This window comes from Arthrobacter sp. ATA002 (genome assembly GCF_026898095.1).
Classification (GTDB): domain Bacteria; phylum Actinomycetota; class Actinomycetes; order Actinomycetales; family Micrococcaceae; genus Arthrobacter_B.
The window spans coordinates 3403173-3421163 of sequence record NZ_CP114015.1 but is presented as its reverse complement, the minus strand read 5'-3'; the positions used below and the strand labels follow the sequence as shown (position 1 = coordinate 3421163).

The 17991-nt window shown below is 62.9% G+C and carries 15 protein-coding genes and 1 pseudogene; 13 read left to right on the top strand and 3 right to left on the bottom strand.

Annotated features, from left to right (window positions below):
* Positions 1–80 precede the first annotated feature (80 nt).
* From OL239_RS16855 to OL239_RS16805, 11 genes and pseudogenes are all read left to right on the top strand, one after another.
* The gene (locus OL239_RS16855; RefSeq protein ID WP_268909870.1) at positions 81–1229 is read left to right on the top strand and encodes a GDSL-type esterase/lipase family protein; all 1149 of its coding nucleotides are present in this window, start codon (positions 81–83) and stop codon (positions 1227–1229) included.
* A 175-nt stretch (positions 1230–1404) separates the two neighbouring features.
* On the top strand, positions 1405–2184 hold the full coding sequence (locus OL239_RS16850; RefSeq protein WP_268909869.1) for a tyrosine-protein phosphatase: 780 nt from the start codon (positions 1405–1407) through the stop codon (positions 2182–2184).
* Positions 2181–3179: a metallophosphoesterase gene (locus OL239_RS16845; protein WP_268909868.1), complete on the top strand. Its 999-nt coding sequence runs from the start codon at positions 2181–2183 to the stop codon at positions 3177–3179. The genes OL239_RS16850 and OL239_RS16845 overlap by 4 nt, the downstream gene beginning before the upstream one ends.
* Positions 3166–4227 carry an ABC transporter substrate-binding protein gene (locus tag OL239_RS16840; RefSeq protein WP_268909867.1) on the top strand — a complete coding sequence of 354 codons (1062 nt, stop codon included), beginning with the start codon at positions 3166–3168 and terminating at the stop codon, positions 4225–4227. Before OL239_RS16845 ends, OL239_RS16840 begins: the two co-directional genes overlap by 14 nt.
* A 181-nt stretch (positions 4228–4408) precedes the next feature.
* A complete protein-coding gene (locus OL239_RS16835) occupies positions 4409–6010 on the top strand; it encodes an ABC transporter permease (protein ID WP_268909866.1) in 1602 nt (533 codons plus the stop codon).
* Entirely contained in the window at positions 6011–7234 is a 1224-nt protein-coding gene (locus OL239_RS16830; protein ID WP_268909865.1) for an ABC transporter ATP-binding protein, read from the top strand.
* Positions 7231–7548 (top strand): histidine phosphatase family protein, encoded by a 318-nt coding sequence (locus OL239_RS16825; RefSeq protein ID WP_268909864.1) that lies wholly within the window; start codon positions 7231–7233, stop codon positions 7546–7548. The genes OL239_RS16830 and OL239_RS16825 overlap by 4 nt, the downstream gene beginning before the upstream one ends.
* Positions 7539–7802: a histidine phosphatase family protein gene (locus OL239_RS16820; protein WP_268909863.1), complete on the top strand. Its 264-nt coding sequence runs from the start codon at positions 7539–7541 to the stop codon at positions 7800–7802. Before OL239_RS16825 ends, OL239_RS16820 begins: the two co-directional genes overlap by 10 nt.
* 255 nt (positions 7803–8057) lie before the next feature.
* Positions 8058–8378, top strand: a complete 321-nt coding sequence (locus tag OL239_RS16815) for a nucleotide pyrophosphohydrolase (RefSeq protein ID WP_268909862.1) — start codon at positions 8058–8060, stop codon at positions 8376–8378.
* A gap of 87 nt (positions 8379–8465) precedes the next feature.
* Positions 8466–8576 (top strand): annotated as a pseudogene (locus OL239_RS19750) (GIY-YIG nuclease family protein); the annotation flags it as partial.
* A gap of 26 nt (positions 8577–8602) precedes the next feature.
* Positions 8603–10087, top strand: a complete 1485-nt coding sequence (locus tag OL239_RS16805) for a DNA/RNA helicase domain-containing protein (protein WP_268909861.1) — start codon at positions 8603–8605, stop codon at positions 10085–10087.
* A 250-nt stretch (positions 10088–10337) separates the two neighbouring features.
* Here OL239_RS16805 and OL239_RS16800 read toward each other — a convergent pair whose 3' ends face one another.
* From OL239_RS16800 to OL239_RS16790, 3 genes are all read right to left on the bottom strand, one after another.
* Entirely contained in the window at positions 10338–12317 is a 1980-nt protein-coding gene (locus OL239_RS16800) for a BbrUII/HgiDII family restriction enzyme (protein ID WP_268909860.1), read from the bottom strand.
* Between the two features lie 406 nt (positions 12318–12723).
* Complete coding sequence (locus tag OL239_RS16795) at positions 12724–13440, bottom strand: GIY-YIG nuclease family protein (RefSeq protein ID WP_268909859.1); 717 nt, start codon at positions 13438–13440, stop codon at positions 12724–12726.
* Between the two features lie 106 nt (positions 13441–13546).
* Entirely contained in the window at positions 13547–14707 is a 1161-nt protein-coding gene (locus OL239_RS16790) for a DNA cytosine methyltransferase (protein ID WP_268909858.1), read from the bottom strand.
* Between the two features lie 928 nt (positions 14708–15635).
* Between OL239_RS16790 and istA the strand changes: the two genes are divergently transcribed.
* Positions 15636–17177 (top strand): IS21 family transposase, encoded by a 1542-nt coding sequence (istA, locus tag OL239_RS16785; protein WP_268909024.1) that lies wholly within the window; start codon positions 15636–15638, stop codon positions 17175–17177.
* Positions 17174–17953 carry an IS21-like element helper ATPase IstB gene (gene istB, locus OL239_RS16780; protein WP_268909857.1) on the top strand — a complete coding sequence of 260 codons (780 nt, stop codon included), beginning with the start codon at positions 17174–17176 and terminating at the stop codon, positions 17951–17953. Before istA ends, istB begins: the two co-directional genes overlap by 4 nt.
* The last annotated feature ends 38 nt before the right edge of the window (positions 17954–17991 follow it).

Below are 17991 nucleotides of genomic sequence, written 5' to 3'. Positions count from 1 at the left end.
AATTCGTTCGCGGCCGCCGGGGCGGGTGGGCGTGAAATCCAAGGTTTAATTGACCCTGAATTTAGGAGGCCTAACCTTTCATGATTACTACGCCCATTACGCCGTCGCTGGTCCGCGGAGCAAATGAACTCGAAACCACCGTGCGGGGGCTGCGGCCGCACCGGCTGCCGGCGGAGGTGCGCCGCAGGTTTCCGGACCCGCAGCTGATGATGGCCGAGTCCCAGCCCTCCGGCGTCCGGCTGGTGTTCACGACGACGGCGGAGCAGCTGGAGGTGATCATCCATCCGACCCGCGTGGTCTATCTCGGGGCGGACCGGCCGCGGGGCGCCATGGATCTGCTGGTCGACGGCGAGCTGCTGCACAGCGACAAGCTGACCGGAGGATCGTACACCGAGGTGAACATGTCCACCGGCGCGAGCCGGCAGGTGGACGGCGCTTCACATACCAGCGCATTTCCCCGGCTGCCGGAGGGGTCCAAGCAGGTGGAGGTGTGGCTGCCGCACAACGAGTCGGTGGAGCTGGTCGAGCTGCACTCGGATGCGCCGGTGGAGCCTTATTCCTCGGGTCTGCCGGTCTGGCTGCACCACGGCAGCTCCATCAGCCACGGATCCAACGCTGCGTCGCCGTCGGGCATCTGGCCTGCGGTGGCGGCGCGGCTCGGCGGCGTTGAACTGCAGAACCTCGGCCTGGGCGGCAGCGCCCTGGTCGATCCGTTTACTGCGCAGGTGATGCGCGATACCCCGGCGGATCTGGTCAGCGTGAAGCTGGGCATCAACGTGGTGAACATGGATTCCATGCGGCTGCGTGCGTTTGTGCCAGCCGTGCACGGGTTCCTGGACACCATCCGCGAGGGGCATCCGGAGACGCCGCTGGTGCTGATCTCGCCCATTTTCTGCGGCATCCACGAAGACACCCCGGGCCCCGGGGCCTTCGATCCGGCGTCATTCGGAACCGACCAGCTGAAGTTCATCGCCACCGGCTCGCCGGACGGGGTGGCTGCGGGGCAGCTGACACTGCGGGTGATCCGCGAGGCGTTGGAGTCACTGGTGGAGCGCCGGGCCGAGGACCCGAACCTTTACTACCTGGACGGACTGAGTCTTTACGGAGCAGCGGATGCTGCGGAGCATCCGCTGCCGGACGCGCTGCATCCGGATATCGCCACGCACCGGCTGATCGGGGAGCGGTTCGCCAAGTACGCGTTTGCGGGCGAGGGGCCGTTCGGGCGGTAACACCGGCTGCTGGGGGTGCTGAACCAGGGCCTGGGGCGGGCCACTGCGCGGAAAAGAACCCCGGGAGGCGGAGTGTTCGAAGAGGGTTGGCCTGGCTGCCACCCCGAGTTCACCGCCAATTAACCTCGGCTGGGTGAACTCGGAGAGTCCCAACCGAGCACGACCCAGAGGTTCCATGAATACTGAGTTGCCCTCCAGTCCGCAGGCTTCTGCAGACGTTCCGCCCTCAGCAGGCGGACTGTTCAATTTTCGTGACGCGGCCGCAGGAACCGGAGGTCCGGGGCTGCGCAGGGGGCTGCTCTTCCGGTCCGGCGCCCTGAGCGGCCTTGACGCCGCCGGTCTCGCTGAGCTGGCTGCCGCACGGATCGCCACGGTGGTGGACCTGCGCGAACCGGCTGAAGCTGCCGCCGCTCCGGACATTGTTCCCGCTGGAACGCGGGTGCTGAACGTTCCGCTCTACCGCGGAAGCATCCCCGTCTCCGAGCCGATCGAAACGGTCTACCGGCTTCTGCTGCGGAACTGCGCCCCGGCGCTCACCAGCGCCGTCGGCGAGGTGATCCGGAACCTTGACGACGGGGTCCTGGTGCACTGTGCTGCCGGGAAAGACCGCACCGGACTGGTCATCGCACTGGTGCTTGACGCCGCGGGGGCTCCCCGCAGCGCCATTGTGGAGGACTACTCACGCACAGAAGCGGCCCTTCCCGATTCCTTCCGGCAGGCGGTGCTGGCCCGGCTCGGCGGCCTGATCACCGATTCCGCGGAAATGGCCACCGCTGTCCGCCTGCACCTGGCCAGCCCGCACGAGGTTCTGGACAGAGCGCTGCAGGACGTGGCTGCAGAGTCCTTCGAGGGCGAGACGGGTGCCGCTGCCTACCTGCTGCGGCACGGCCTGGGCCGGGACCTGCTGGACCGCGCCCGCATCGCGCTGCACGGCACCGTGCTCCCCGCGGCATGAACGGGTACACCCTGATCCACCTCACCGACACTCATCTGCGTCCCCCGGGTGAGCTGCTCTTTGGAGCCCTGGACACCTGGGCGCGCACCGCCGAGGCCCTGCGCGCCGCCGCCCGCTACCGGCCCGACGCCGTCGTGGTCACCGGCGACATCGCCGATTCCGGCCGGGATATCTACGCCGGCGCCGCGGGTCTTTTCGCCCGGGCCGGGCGGGAGCTGGGCTGCCCGGTGATCGTGCTGCCCGGTAACCATGACGTTCCCGGCACCCGGGCGTGGACGGCGGAAGCGTTCACGGGCTCGCGCACCGACACGGGGCCCGGGCCGGGCAATGAGGTGCACTTTGTGGGAGGACTGCGCCTCGTCACGCTGGATTCGGACGACCCCGGACAGCCTGCGGGCCGGCTCACGGGGGAACAGCTGCACTGGCTGGATGCTGTCCTGGCCGAGTCTGCCCCCGACGGCACCGTGCTGGCTTTGCACCATCCTCCCGTGGATTCGCTGCTGCCGCAGCTGGCCGGCCGCGGGCTGGCCCGGCCGGCGGAACTCGCCGGGGTGCTGGCCGGCTCGGACGTCCGCGCTGTCCTGTGCGGGCACTACCACCATGCGGTGTCCGGCCGGCTGGGCACTGTGCCCGTATGGGCTGGCCCGGCGGTGTCCTACGGCCAGGATCTTTTCGCCCCGCCGCAGACCGTGCAGGGTCTGGACAGCAGCTGGCTCTCGGTCATCCGGCTGGACGAGGGCGGCTTCAGCGCCGTGCCGGTGCCGCTCCGGCCCGCCGGAACCGTGGTGTTCAGCAGGGCCGCCGTCCACCACAAGGCCGCCGCACACCCCATCGCCGCGCACCCCATTGCCGCCCCGCTCCCCGGGGCTGTCCCGGCCGCGGACACCACCCGTTTTACCCGTCCCCTCCCGGAGCCCGCACGGGCACCGGGCCACCCTTACCGGCAGCAGCCGCTGCTGCCGGTGTCCCAAGGAGAACCCGTTGCTGCACCGTAATAAGTACCCCGCCTATAAGTACCCTGCCCTCGCCGTCGTCTCACTTGCTTCGCTGGCTCTCCTGACCGCCTGCGGCGGCAGCGCCGACGGCGCCGACAACTCCCCGGCAGCCGCAGCCTCCGGTTCGGACGGCGCCGCCGGCACGCTCACGGTGTACACCTCGGAGCCGCAGGCCAAAATCGATGAAGTAGTCGCCGCCTATAACAAGGTCAACCCGGACGTCAGCGTTGAGGTCTTCCGCGCCGGCACCGGCGAGCTGAAAACCCGGATCGCCACCGAGAAGGAGACCGGCGGCATCCAGGCCGACGTGATCCTCGCCGCCGACGTCCCCACCTTCGAGGCGTACGCGGCCGAGGGCGACCTGCAGGTCCTGGACATCGACAACACCGCCGAACTGAACCAGGACGTTGTCGATGCCGAGGGCTACTACGTCGGCACCCGCATCATTCCCACCGTCATCGCCTACAACACCACACTGGTGGATAACGCTCCCGAGTCCTGGGCCGAACTGGCCGAGGAGGACTACAGGGGCATGATTGCCATGCCGAACCCGGACGTGTCCGGTGCCGCCGCGTTCAACACCGCCGTCTGGCTGGAAACCCCGGCGCTGGGGGAGAACTGGCTGAAGGACCTGATCACTAACGAACCGACGGTGCTGGAAAGCAACGGCCCCGTGGGCCAGGCCGTGGCCGCCGGCACCTCGGGGATCGGGATCGTGGTGGACTACGTGGCCCGCGAACTGGCAGCGAAGGGCTCGCCCATCAGCCTGTCCTACCCGGCCGACGGCGTTCCGTACGTCTCCCAGCCGGCCGGCGTCTTCACCGATGCGACGAACCCGGACGCCGCCAACGAGTTTGTGGAGTTCCTGGTCTCGAAGGAAGGCCAGGAACTGGCCGTGGCGCAGTCCTACCTTCCGGTCCGCGACGACGCCGGCGTCCCCGAGGGTGCGCCGTCCCTCGCCGACATTGAGCTGCTGAACCCGGACCTTGCGGTGATTGCCGGGAAGCAGGCAGACGCCGTCGCGAAGTTCAATGATCTCCTCAAATAATTCCGTGTCCCTGCAATCCGCGGCCCTGCCGGTGGGGCGGGTCATCACCGCAGGACCGAGCCCCGCCGGACAGGGTCCATCAAGACACAGCCCATTAAGACACAGCCCAGCCGGCCAGGGCCGCGCTCGCCGGGGGCCGCGGGGCGACGGACTGCACTGGCTCCGGCTGGCGGTCTGGGCGGTGCTGGTGCTGCTGGTGCTCCTGCCGCTCGGTGTCATCGTGTTCCGCGGAGTCCAGCCGTCCAACGCCGGGGTGCTCACGGACCCCGACGTGCTGGCGGCGGCCTGGAATTCGATTTCCTCGGCCGCCGGATCGGCCGCGCTGGCCACAGCGTTCGGTGCGCTGCTCGCCGTCGTGCTGGACCGGACCGATCTGCCCGGCCGGACCGTGCTGCGCTGGATCTTCCTGCTGCCGTTCCTCATTCCGCCCTTCATCGGGGCGATGTCCTGGATGGCGCTGCTCGCTCCGGCGGGCACGGTGAACAAGGCGCTGATGGCGCTGACCGGATCCTCGGACCCGGTGCTGGATATCTACGGCGGCGGCGGTGTGGTGTTCCTGCTTGCCGTGCACTCCTATCCGCTGGCCTATCTGGTGATCAGTGCAGCGCTGCGCCGGGTTCCCGGCAGCCTGGAAGAAGCCGCCCGGATCAGCGGCGCCGGCGGGGTGCGCACGTTCTGCCAGGTGACCCTGCCCCTGGTGCGTCCGGCCGTGGTGGCCGCGTTCGTGCTCACGCTGGTCGCCAACCTCTCCGACTTCGGCATTCCCGCACTGATTGGCCTGCCCGAGCGGTACACCACGCTCACCACACTGGTGTACCGATACCTCGCCTCCGGCACCGTGACCAATCCGCTGCCCGCCGTGGCCGCGATCGGTGTGGTGCTGCTGGTCCTGGGCCTGGCTGCGGTGCTGCTGCAGCGCCGGCTGCCCACCGGCAGCGAACTTGGCGGCTCCGGAGCGGCTGCGCTGCCGCTGCAGCTGGGGAACTGGCGACCGGCGGTGACGGCGCTGCTGTGGTTCACCGCCGCCGTCGTCTGCATCCTGCCGCTGCTGGCGCTGACCGAGCAGGCGCTGCTGCCCGCTCCCGGTGTGCCGCTGACCTGGGAGAACCTGACCCTGGCGAACATCACCCGCGCGGTCACCAGCGGCGGAGCGCTCACCGGCATCGCCAACTCGGTGCTGCTCGCGCTCGGTGCAGCGCTGGCCTGCGGGATCCTGGGACTGGGTGTCGGTGCGCTCCTCACCCGCACCAGGCACCGCTCCAACGCCGCACTGGACGTCACCGCCATGCTGCCGCAGGCACTGCCGGGCCTGGTCCTGGCCGTCGCCTGGCTGCTGATTGCCCCGGCGCTGGGCATCTTCAACACGCCGTGGGTCATCCTCGGCGCCTACGTCATGGCGTTCCTGGCCCTGGTGGTCCAGTCCGTGCGGGCGCCGCTGGAATCCGTGCCGGTGTCCCTGGACGAAGCGGCGCGGATCTCCGGCGCCGGTCCGCTGCGGACACTGGGCGACGTAGCGCTGCGGCTGAGCGTGCCCGCGGCGGTGAGCGGCGCCGTCGTCGTCGCGCTGACCGCCGTGCGCGAACTGACCATCTCCATCCTCCTGGTGGCACCCGGCTCCCAGACGCTGGGCGTGGTCATCTTCAACCTCCAGCAGGCCGGAGACTATAACTCGGCTTCCGCCCTGGCGCTGCTGGTCACCATCGTCGGCGTCGCGGGGCTCTCCGCCACCGCCGCCCTGGGCGCCCGCCGCACGGCGCGCACCCGCTTCCGGAAGGGAAACTAAATGTCTTCGATCAGTCTTCAGGACCTGCGCCACGTCTATGCCAACGGCCATGTTGGCCTCGCGGAGGTGGACCTGGACGTGCACGACGGCGAGTTCCTGGCTTTGCTGGGTCCGTCAGGTTCCGGCAAGACCACGCTGCTGCGCAGCATTGCCGGGTTTGTTCAGCCGGAGGGCGGCACCATCCGCCTCGGCGGCACGACCGTGGTGGGGCCGGGCGCCTGGGTTCCGCCGGAGAAGCGGAACCTGGGGATGGTGTTCCAGGATCACGCGATCTGGCCGCACTGGTCGGTGGCGCGGAACGTGGGGTATCCGCTGCGCCTGGCGGGCGTGCCCCGGAAAGATGCTGAGGCCCGGGTGCGCAGTGTGCTGGGTCTGGTCGGGCTGGACGGGCTGGGGGATCGGACGCCGGCCGCGCTCTCCGGCGGGCAGCGCCAGCGGGTGGCCCTGGCGAGGGCGATCGTCGGCGCTCCGCAGGCACTGCTCCTGGACGAAGCGTTGTCTTCCCTGGATGAACCGCTGCGGGCTCGGCTCCGTCTGGACCTGAAGGCGCTGACGAACGAGCAGGGACTGACGTCGGTGCACGTCACGCACGACCGGGCGGAGGCCCTGGCCCTGGCCGACCGGGTGGCGGTCCTGCGGGCCGGTCGGATTGAACAGATCGGCACACCCCAGGATCTGGTGCGGAATCCGGCGTCCGCGTTTGTGGCGTCTTTCGTCAACGATGCCGTGCTGCTGGACGGGACCTGGGCGGAGGGCCGGCTTCAGGTCGCAGAGGGCATCAGCATCCCCGGGGAACGGCTCGAAGCCGGGCCGTGCTACGGTGCAGCCGGTCTGGGACACGGTGCGCTGGCGGTGACCGCCGCGGTGTCACCGCTGGACCTGGTGCTGCACCCGGTGCATCCGAGTCTCGCGCACCCCAACCTCGCCGAGGACACCGGCCGGGCGTGGACCGGTGTGGTGACCTCCGCGCTTTACGGGCCGCACGGGTTTGATGTCTCCGCGGACTGGCATGGCAAGACGTTGCGGGCGCATGTCACCGGCTGGGTACCCAAGCCGGGAGACCGGGTGTTGCCGGAGGTGCTCCGGGCCCGTGTGTTCGCTGCCGCGGCGTCCGAGGCGGCTGACGGTGCTGGGAAAGCTGACGGATCCGAGGTCGGGGTCGCCCCGATGGGTCCGGTGGAACCGACGAACGGCGATACCCTCCGCACGCTGGTGCGGACGTGAGCGCTGCTTGCGGAAGTGGCACCGGGAGGCTGCCGAAACGGCTGGTCCTGGTTCGGCACGGCGAAACGAATTGGAACCAGGAGCGGCGGCTGCAGGGCCACACAGACAACCCGCTAAACCTTGTGGGCCGCGCCCAGGCGCGCGAAGCCGGACGGCTGCTGGCCGCAGATTCGTGGGATGTGCTGGTTTCATCACCGCTGCTGCGTGCCGTGCAGACAGCACGCCATATTGCTGACGCCGTCGGACTGCAGCCGGCCGGCACCGTCCCTGAGTTAATTGAGAGGACTACGGTTCCGCGGAAGGTATGCACCTGAACGGGCTGACCGAACCGCAGCTTACAGCTGCCCTCGGCATAGGTGAACTTGAACAAGCCGTGGGACTCCGTGGACTCGCTGCTCTGCGCGCTTTGGCCGTACAGTTCCCCGGCCAGCGGATCATCGCCGTGGCGCACGGCACCCTTATCCGGCTCACCCTCTCTGAGCTCACAGGTCAGCAGTATCCGCGTGTGCTGAACGGCGAGGTAGTGGAGGTTCCGCTGGCCGCGCTGCTTGCAGGGTCTGCTGTTTGAGCCGTACCGAAGACTTCCAGCAACAGCGGTTTCCCGATTCCGAATATAGCTTCGCTGCCCTTCCATGGGTCCGGAATCGGATCGGTGGGATGCCGGCCGCCCGCCGAAGCGGTCGACAAGCGCAGGAAGGGCGCTTGTGGCAGAGAGCTCGCGGGCAGCCGAAAGGGAGTAACTGGACCTGAACCGTGAGCACGCGGAAGAGCAGAGGCTGCACGAAAACCCAAGGAGGGCAGCGGCTCCTGATAAATTCTAGGAATGGGTAATGAGAAGGCGGTGATCACCGCTCTCCGAGAGTTCGTCGGGGAGCGGGAATGGGGGCAGTTTCATACACCCGAGAATCTGGCCAAAAGTATCAGCATTGAAGCCGCCGAGCTTCTTGAGTGTTTTCAGTGGGGCGACGCCGATGTGGTGGCGGCAAAAGACGAGTTGGCGGACGTGCTGACCTACTGCCTGTTGCTCGCCGACCGTTTGAATCTTGAACCAGACACTATCGTGATGGAGAAGCTCGCCAAGACTCGGGAAAAGTACCCCGTCGCCAAAGCGCGCGGCAGAAGTGAGAAATATGACCGGCTTTAGGCTGGAGCGGTTCCCGTTCAAGTCCGACAAAGTGCGGGTGTGGGGGAATCCGATCCTTTGCACCGGAACTGGCCGGTCGTGTACGTCATGAACAACGACACCGAAGTGTACGTGGGGGAGTCACTCAACGTCGAAGGACGTATGCGCCAGCACCTCGGATCTGAGGAGAAGAGGCGCCTAAAATGGGCACGTGTCGTCCTGGACTCAACTTTTAACAAGTCCGCATGCTTGGACCTCGAATCGTTCCTTATCCGAATGTTCTCCGGCGAAGGCCGGCTAAAGTACTCAACCTCAACGCCGGTATCACGGATGCCGACTACTACGACCGTGGTACTTACAAAAAAACGTTTGCCGAAGTCTTCGAAAGGCTGCGGTCCCAGGAACACCTTTTTCAACGCACCCTTCCGGAAATAATCAACAGTGATCTGTTCAAGCTGTCCCCATTCAAGGCCCTGAACCATGATCAGGCGCTAGCGGTCGAAGATATCTTAGAAGGTCTCTTCGAGGATCTCGAGAACAACCGCCCCAACACCGTAGTAGTCCAGGGACTTCCCGGAACTGGGAAAACGGTCGTTGCGATTTACCTTCTGAAGTTGCTCATGGATATAGCGGGACACGACTCGGAAGATCCGCTTGACCGGGAGTCGATTTTCAGCGATTTTTTCACTGCGGGCCACGCAGAGCTACTGACTTCGCTCAGAGTCGGGATTGTGGTCCCTCAGCAATCGCTTCGTGATTCCATCTCCAGGGTGTTCTCTCGTACGCCTGGACTCCGCAAGAATCTCGTACTCACGCCGTTCGACGTCGGCGCGAGCAAGGAACCATTCGATCTCCTCATCGTGGACGAGGCCCACCGCCTGAATCAACGGGCGAATCAGGCCTCCGGACCGCTGAATAAGAAGTTCGCCGAAATCAACGAAAAACTCTTTGGTTGGGACGATCCTCAACGTACCCAGTTGGATTGGATCCGGCATCAGAGCAAGACCACCATCCTTATGCTCGATGCCGGACAGACCGTACGGCCTGCGGATCTCCCCGCAGAGACGACCGCATCTCTCTTAGAAGAGGCCTTGGCCAACGGCCGCTTATACCGGCTCTCTTCTCAAATGAGGATCTCTGCCGAGCAAGATTACGTCGGTTACATTCGCGCCGTCCTGAGCGATTGTCCGCCCCCGGCCCCGGAACGCTTTGACGGTTACGATCTTCGATTCTTCTCCGATCTCGGCGAAATGAAACGAGAGATACTTCGTAGAGAAAAAGAGAACGGTCTGTCACGGTTGATCGCCGGGTATGCCTGGCCTTGGCGCAGCAAGACCGATAAAGAAGCGTTCGATATTGAGATCGACGGTGAATGCCTTCGGTGGAACTCGACGCAGCGAGACTGGATCAACCGCATCGGTTCTGAGCAGGAGGTTGGATCCATCCATACCGTCCAGGGCTACGACCTGAACTATGCCGGCGTCATCATCGGAGAGGACATTCGCTACAACCCAGAGAGCGGACGCATCGTCTTCAACCGTTCAAAATATTTCGACGTTAAGGGACGCGAAAACAACACGAAACTCGGTATCACCTATACGGATGACGACATCCTCGAGTACGTAAGGAACATCTACTGCGTGCTTCTCACTCGGGGAACTTTAGGGACGTACGTTTACGTCTGCGACCCAGCGCTGAGGGAGCATCTCGAGGCATACCTAAACGGCTAATCACACCACGCTTCTGCTTCAAAGCCTTATTTTCGTACACGAATGACCGACAAGGCCGTGTCGGCAAGATTGACCTCGTCAAATGGCATCTTTTAAAGTCCCATGTCTTGGCGAGGATGCGTGCCCGTCGTATTCGCCGTGGTAGTGAAGTCGAGGCATCAGCCGTCCTCAGTTCATAGTCAACGTAGGAAGAGGGCTGACTATGATGCTTTTTGGTTTACTAATAGCTTGAGGCTGTGTCAAATGTACGCTAATTGTCAACGACAGGAACGAGTGCGTTCAGGATCTTCTGTACACGACCGATTCCCTCAGATTCTTTGAGGAAATCCTCGTATGAATTTCGAGCATTAACCAATAACTCGTCGTACATTACGACACGAGTATTTATGGCATGCAACTGGTCTGCACTCTCCCGTCGTCCATTCGGGTCACTCCAGTCACGTAACTCTCGGCCAACGACACAGATAACCGCATGGGGTTCATCGCCCCGGTTTTGGTTTTCCAGCCAGAGTGTAAGTGCCTTGCGGTACTTCTTGACTTGAGCGCTCAGGGAGTCCGTATCAGTTATGACGCCCGCACGCTTTAATTCAATGATGACGTGCTGGCCCGAAGTCTTTTGGTACCGGATGTCGTATCGCGATTCGCGTTCAGGTTTGGTGAGCTTACCTTCGACTTCCTTAAATGCTTTCTGCATGCTCTGTTCCATGGTTGGAGAGGATGCTCTTTCCCATCCCGGGTCAAGGAGCCACAAGTGTTCAAAGATATGGTCCTGAAGGAATTTCTCCTTTTGGTTTGCGGTGACAAGCTGGTTCAACTTTTCAATAATCGCTAGCCTTGAAGCGACAATCTTGTGATACAAGGCTGCTTCGAGATCGGCGCTAGTGTTTAGCACCTTTCCAAGGCTAATCATGTCTTGAGCAGAAACACTGTCCAATGCGTCTAGGTTGTCTTTCTGGCGCATGATTTCGAAGGCCAGTACTCCTTGGGCAAAGACTTCATTCCTGTCATCCTCAGGGAGCCCGAGCTGGTTGATCTTCCCAAACAATCGTTGGGCCTTCTTCTTTGTGTCCTTGCCAAGGGTGTTGAACCAATCTTTAATCTCAGCAACCTCCAGGGCGGTTTTGACTCCTTCTTCATTTCGGTAATCTGTCCAAAGGAGCTTTATGCGCCTGATCTCAGAGCCTATAAACTCTAAAAGTAGGCGGTATCGCTCATCATCTTGAACGATATTCTGTCGACTGCTTGTGGCAATGTCGTCCTTATCGTCCTCGTCTAAAAAGTCGGCGTGCAATTCGCCGAACAAATAGCTTTTAAAGATCCCAACTTCATTGAAACTGTCGAGAATATCTTCTTGAGCTAGCTTTCCCCGAATCATGAGAGGGAGCCGGTTCAGATGATCTTCACCTGTAGCGTCACGAAGCGTAGCAGTATCGACCGCAGTCCCTATCCAACCGCTTACTGTCATGCCAGGGCCTATGACACTCGCCCGTATTTCAGTTCGGGGCGAATGGGTAATGGTGCTCTGAATTTCGCTTTGTTGCTCAGGCGAACCGTAAATCCAGATGTATTGGCTCTTTCCCGTTAAGTCCCGGTCAGCAACAGTTAGAGGCTCGCCGCCAATTGTCACAGCGAAGTTGTGTTGCGTTCCAATCACACTGAACCGTCGGGCTAAGCGTCTGCGCAGATGGGGAGCTGTCTTATTGATGCTCTTCTTGAGTCCAGTGAGGGTTATCCTGGTGCCCTGTTGGAAGTCGATTGTGTCTACCGGCATCACTTTGGGATGATATGGCCGTGTTGTGCTTGGGTCGTCTCCACCGATTCTGGCGTTGATCTCTTCGAGCTCCATCAAAAGAGCGCTCTTTTCACCATCACGGATGGTTTCGACAAGAATCTCCCGTGCCACACTGAACAAAGCCAACTTGCCTATACCCTTGCGGCCCATTACGGCACGACCGGACGGCGTCGTGGCTGTGTCCTTGTGCTCACGCCGACGATAGCCAACCCGCAGGAACCTCGTGTTGATGTCCTCCACAGTCATGCCAATGCCGTTGTCTTGGACAACAATGCTCTCGTTGGCCACATCGAGTGATATGGATATTTGGGTGGCGTCGGCGTCCCAGGCATTCGCGACCGTTTCCGACAATACCGCCGGGTGGTTGCTATAGAGGTTGATTCCGAGGTGATTGAGCACGTTTAGACTCAAACTCATCTCAAACACCGGATCTGCCATGACTCTCCTACAGCTGCGACGTTGAATAATTATGAGCTACTCTACGGTGTTCAAGCAGCAGAGACCGTTTTTCGAGACTCATGGTCGGAGCACAGGGCCCCAACAATAAGGGCCTGCTGATTTTGACTTACTGAAGTTGCCCTTGTGGGGCCTTGAATGTGGGACGGGTTAGGCATACCAGCTCATGGAAGCACTGCAACTAGAGCCTGCTTAGTTGGCCGATTCTGAGGCGGCGGGTAGGAAGCAAGTCGCGATCCACTGAAGTGCCAGGCGTGCGTAATGTCGCCGCCCAGGCGTGAACTGCGGCGTGGACCTAGAGTTGGAACCCATGCTGCGATTCGATTCGGCGACGTCCAGCCTATGCTGGCGGCCGCCAACATTTTAATGGCCGGTAGTGTTCGACGAGCTACATCAAGTCGTCGTCCTCGCCGGTGTCCGGAGATTCGCTTAGTACGGACCCAACGAGTTGACTGACGTTAATGGAGTCGGCTGATGGTGTGGGGCGGCCTTCGGCGACAGCCAGCCGTTGAGCGGACAAAAAGGCCAGCCGTACCGCTTGCACGACCAAGACACGCCGGAGGCCCACAGTGACCTTTCCACGCTCACGAACAACATGAGCCAATCGCGAGACCGTTTCAGCCCGTCGTGCGATACGGATATCAGCATGACCCCGCTCAGCCAGATGAAGGTCAGTGATTAAGGATGCCTTGTAGGACTGGGGCAGGGGCACAGGAACCGAAACAGGTGGTATTTTCTCATTCAAAATAGCTTTGAAGCGGCTGTCTTCGATAGCTTTCAGATAGGCCGAGTATTCATACGCATCGAGATGTCGAGAAAGCCTCCGCGAAAGTTCCTTTTTCTCTTCTTTCGTCGTGGTGGGTTGGCGAGACAGCGAATCCAATTCCCACAGCGGCCAGATTTCGACGGCGGCGACCTCCATTGGATCCAGCACACGCATGGCAACAGCATCGGTCCGCTGGTTGGTCAGATGCCGGCCCACCCGACCGGAGAGCTTTTCGCGTGTCTGCCCGACGTAGATTGGTTCTCCGTCGTAATCATAGAACGCGTAGATCCCGAAATTGGCTGATCCAATCTTTCGCCCTTCGCTGTCCGTCGACTCCATAAATGCCTTGAGCTCTGACCTGAACTGGCGGACATCTTCTGCAGGAGGGAGTCAATGCGTGCAGCTGGGCTGTTTCCGGGCAGCGTGACATCACCGCGGGAGGACACTATCCGGCCACCTTCTCCATGCGCTCAGGCCGTGACAAGTCGCCCCTGATCAGTGGTGCCAGGTAGTTTTCAGCCACCCACTGGACTGCTGGTACGACGACGGCATCTCCGAAGCCGAAGAGTATCTGGTTGTCACGCAGGCCCTTCAAAACGTAGTCGGGTGCTCCCATGAGGCGCGCGTATTCGACAGGAGTCATCCAGCGGACCGCGATCCGTCCTTTGCCAGCCATAACCACGGCTTGTTTCGAGGACCCGCCTCGAGCGGTGCGCAGACACCCGGAAATCTCATCTGCCCTGATTTCCCAAACGGGTACCCCGGCTCGCGTGCGTCTGTACGCCGTCCTGTAGCTGACACGGCCGTTGTCCTTCATCGTGTTTAGGCGTTCGAGCTGGACTGCTGATAGCGACCCGAGAAACTTCTCCTTGCGTTCTGGCTCCCACCAACGATCGTCACGCGTACCCATGGACTCAACGACGTCTGCCAACCCCACAGTCAACATTGCAGGGGGCTCGGGGAGAGCCGCTCTATGAGTAATGAGAGTGTCGTCCTGAAAAACACCTTGCAGCCATTCGGGTCGCAGGACGGAAACGGCGGCTGGGTCCTCCAATGGAACGTCCAAGCTGCCTACGACAAATATCCGCGGCCTCGACTGAGGCACGAAGCGCCGCCCGTCCAACGCGAGGACATCAACGCTGTAACCGAGAGCGTTGAGTTCCCGCACCAGGGCAGCCATGTCGTCTCCTCCATGTGACGTCGCCAACCCGTTAACATTCTCTAGTGCGACCACCCGAGGTTTGTTATCTCCAAGCTCTGCCATGATGCGGGTGAAGTGGAAAAAGGTTCCAGACTCCTTGCCTGCGAGTCCCCGTCTGTCGCCGGCAAGAGACAAATCGGTGCAGGGGAAACTAGCCCAGGCGAAGTCCAAATCTTCGGGTAAGTTTGCACCACTCACCTCGGCGACGTCGCCCAGCGCAAAGTCGTGGTCTGTTCCAAAGTTACCTTCGTACATCTCCTTTTTTGCTGGCTCGAAGTCATTCGCCCACACGATTTTGAAGCCTGCAGGTTCGAGACCTGCCCTAGCCAAGCCAATGCCAGCGAAAAACTCTGCCGCGCGCATCGTTGTACGCGAAAGAGACGGGAGAGGGAGGACTTGATTCATGCTCCTAACGCTACTTCCGGGAGCAGGCCAAGTGCTAATTGACAGCCTGTCAGGCACCGTGTCCTTGCTTGCACTCGATGTGCACTAGCTGTGGTGAACCGATGGGCTTTGGGGCACCCCTCCTGTGACTAGAAAAACTATGCAAGCCAACCGGTCCCGCGCGCCACCAAGCCAGAGACGATGTCCGACACTCCTACATGTCAGGGGGCTGCACTACCGGATCAACTTGCGGCCACTCACGACGCGGCAGGACACCACTACACCGGGCGCAAACCCTCGCGCGGAAATCAACCTGCCGCTGGACAGACAACGACGGAGACGGGAGCCTGTCATTACGTCCCTGCAATTCCGGGTGGCGCCCAGCATGCCGGCTGCTACCTACCCGTAGCTGGGTGAGCCGTTCCTCCGCCGAGATGTTTGCACCTGCTGTTGACCGCCCTGTCTGAGCCAGCTGTCACGATGGAGAGACCGTGGTCTTGATGGCTCAAAGTAGCCGCAGTGAGCGCAGCATGCTGACCCTGCCTGGTCATAAGTTGAACAGAAACGACCTGCATTCAACGGTTGCGGCTGGACACGGCTGATTGTGGGCGGGCAGCCGGAAAGCGCGTGCGTTAGGGGACCGGAAACTGTGGAACGACTTGGACTTCGGCTGCCTGAGTGAGCGGAGGTACGCCTTCCGCCAGGAGTTCCCGGTGCATTCGCCGGAATCCGCTCGTGGTCCAGTCTGTTGCCGTGTGTTAGCGGCCATGGAAAACTGCCCATAGGCGGCCACGGAACTGCCCACTGACGGCCATCAAAACTGCCCGCCGGTGGCCATGAGATCTGCCCACTTCCTTACTGAACCCGACCGCTTAAGCGGCGGGAGCCTCTCCCCGGGGTTTGATGACGGTGTCTAAGTCGCATCAAAGTCGCCCGGGAAGAGGCCCTAATGAAGTCTGACGGAGAAATCATGGAAATACTCGCTGCGTATGATCTGACCCGATCGTTGCGCGCCGCTGCGGAACTCACCGGCTGCTCGCACCACACCGTTGCCAGACACGTCGCTGCCCGCGACGCCGGTCAGCCGATCGCCGAACCCGTCTACCGGGGCCGGGTCACCGATGCGTTCCTGCCCAAGATCGAAGAATGGATCGAGGCCTCCAAGGGCAAAATCCGCGCCGACAAAGCCCACGAGAAACTCCTTGCCCTCGGCTACGAGGGTTCGGAGCGCTCGACCCGCCGGGCCGTCGCCCAGATCCGCGCTGCCTGGCGTCTTGGCCATGTCCGGGTGCACCGGCCCTGGATCACGGAACCGGGCATGTGGCTTCAGTACGATTTCGGCGACGGCCCCGTGATCGAGGGGAAGAAGACCGTTTTGTTCGTGGCGTGGCTGGCATGGTCCCGCTTCAGGATCGTCATCGCGTTGCGGGACCGCACGGCGCCGAGCGTGTTCGCCGCATTGGACCGCAGCTTCCGTGTCATAGGCGGCGCCCCGACGTATGTATTGACCGATAACGAGAAGACCGTGACGGTCTCCCATCTTGCCGGGGTCCCGGTGCGTAACCAGCAGACCGTCGACTTCGCCCGCCACTACGCGGTGACGGTACTGACCTGCCAGCCGGCGGACCCAGCATCCAAGGGCGGCGTGGAGTCCTCGGTGAAACTCGCCAAAGCAGACATCGTGCCCAAGGACACCAACCTGCGTGCCGAATACGCTTCTTTCGCCGAGATCGAAGCAGCCTGCCAGGCGTTCACGGACGAGGTCAACAACCGTGAGCACCGGACCACCCGCCGCAAACCCGCCACGATGCTGGCCGAGGAGGCACCACGGTTGCACCGGGTCCCGGAGACCGCGCACACCGTCGCGTTCGGGCTCTCCCGCAGCGTCCCGGAGAACACGCCGATGGTCACCTTCGAAAACGGGCAGTACTCCGTCCCGGCGCATCTGCTCGGCGCGCGGGTGTTCGTCCGGGCCCACGGTGCCGGTGCCGACGAGCAGGTCATCATCGTCCACCACGCCAGCGGTGGCCCGGTGGAAGTTGCCCGCCACCGCCGCGCCCGCCCCGGCATCCCGGCGATCAACGACGCCCACTTCCCCGGCCACCGGCCCAGGGTCCCGGGTGAATACACGGCCAAAGCGAGGACCGCCGCGGAAGCGGAGTTCCTGAGCATCGGTGACGGTGCCCGGGCATGGCTGCTCGAGGCCGCCGCGGCGGGCACGGCCCGGATGAACATGAAGATGGCCGAAGCAGTCGCTCTGGCCAAGATCGCCGGGCAGCCCGAAGTCGATCAGGCGTTGGGGACCGCGGCCATCCATGGCCGCTTCGCGAACAACGACCTGGCCTCGATCCTGAACGCCGCGGGCACACGCATCATCACCCATGCCGCCGGGGAAACCCGGTCCCTGACTCAAGGCACCGCCGGGTGGGCAGCGATCGGCCGGCCACCCGTTCCAGCCCGTGCTGATGACGAGCTGGAGGAAAGCGCATGAGCCCGGTCCCGGTCCCCGCACCGGCGCTGCCGGCGGAGCTGGAAGCGTTGATGCGGCAATTGAAGATGCCTCATGCGCGGGCATTGGCCCCGGAACTGATCGCAACCGCCCGCGCCCAGCGCTGGGAACCGGCCGAGGTCATCAAAGCGCTCTTCGTTGAGGAAGTCGCCGGCCGGTCCCGGTCCATGCTCGCCACCAGACGCAAGGCCGCGGGCTTCCCGACCGGGAAGACCTTTGATACCTGGGATCCGGCGGCCTCCTCGATCCCGGCACCGACGCAGCAGGCGCTGCGGACGCTGGAATGGATCGGGCGGAAGGAAAACGTCGTGATCTGCGGGCCCTCGGGCACGGGTAAAACGTTCTTCCTCGAAGCCCTCGGGCAGCAGGCCGTCGAGGCCGGCCTGCGGGTGGCGTGGTTCCGGCTCGAGGATCTCGGGGCTCTTATGCGAGCCCACCGCTCCGATGACAGTGTCACCAAAGTCGTCGCCCGGATCCTGCGAGCAGACTTGGTGGTGGTCGATGACATCGGGCTGTTGCCGGTGGGCACGGACGCGGCCGAGGGCCTTTACCGCCTCGTTGACGCCGGGTATGAGAAACGCTCCATCGCGGTTTCTTCAAACCTGCATCCGGCAGGCTTCGACGAGCTCATGCCCAAGACCCTGGCCACCGCCACCGTCGACCGGCTGCTGCACCACGCGCATCTCTGTCAGACCTCAGGGGAATCGATCCGCCTCAGCCAGGCCTTGGCCGGGAAGGGAGTTACCCCGATGAGCTAAACCCACACCCCAACATGGCCAACGCCACCGAATACCCG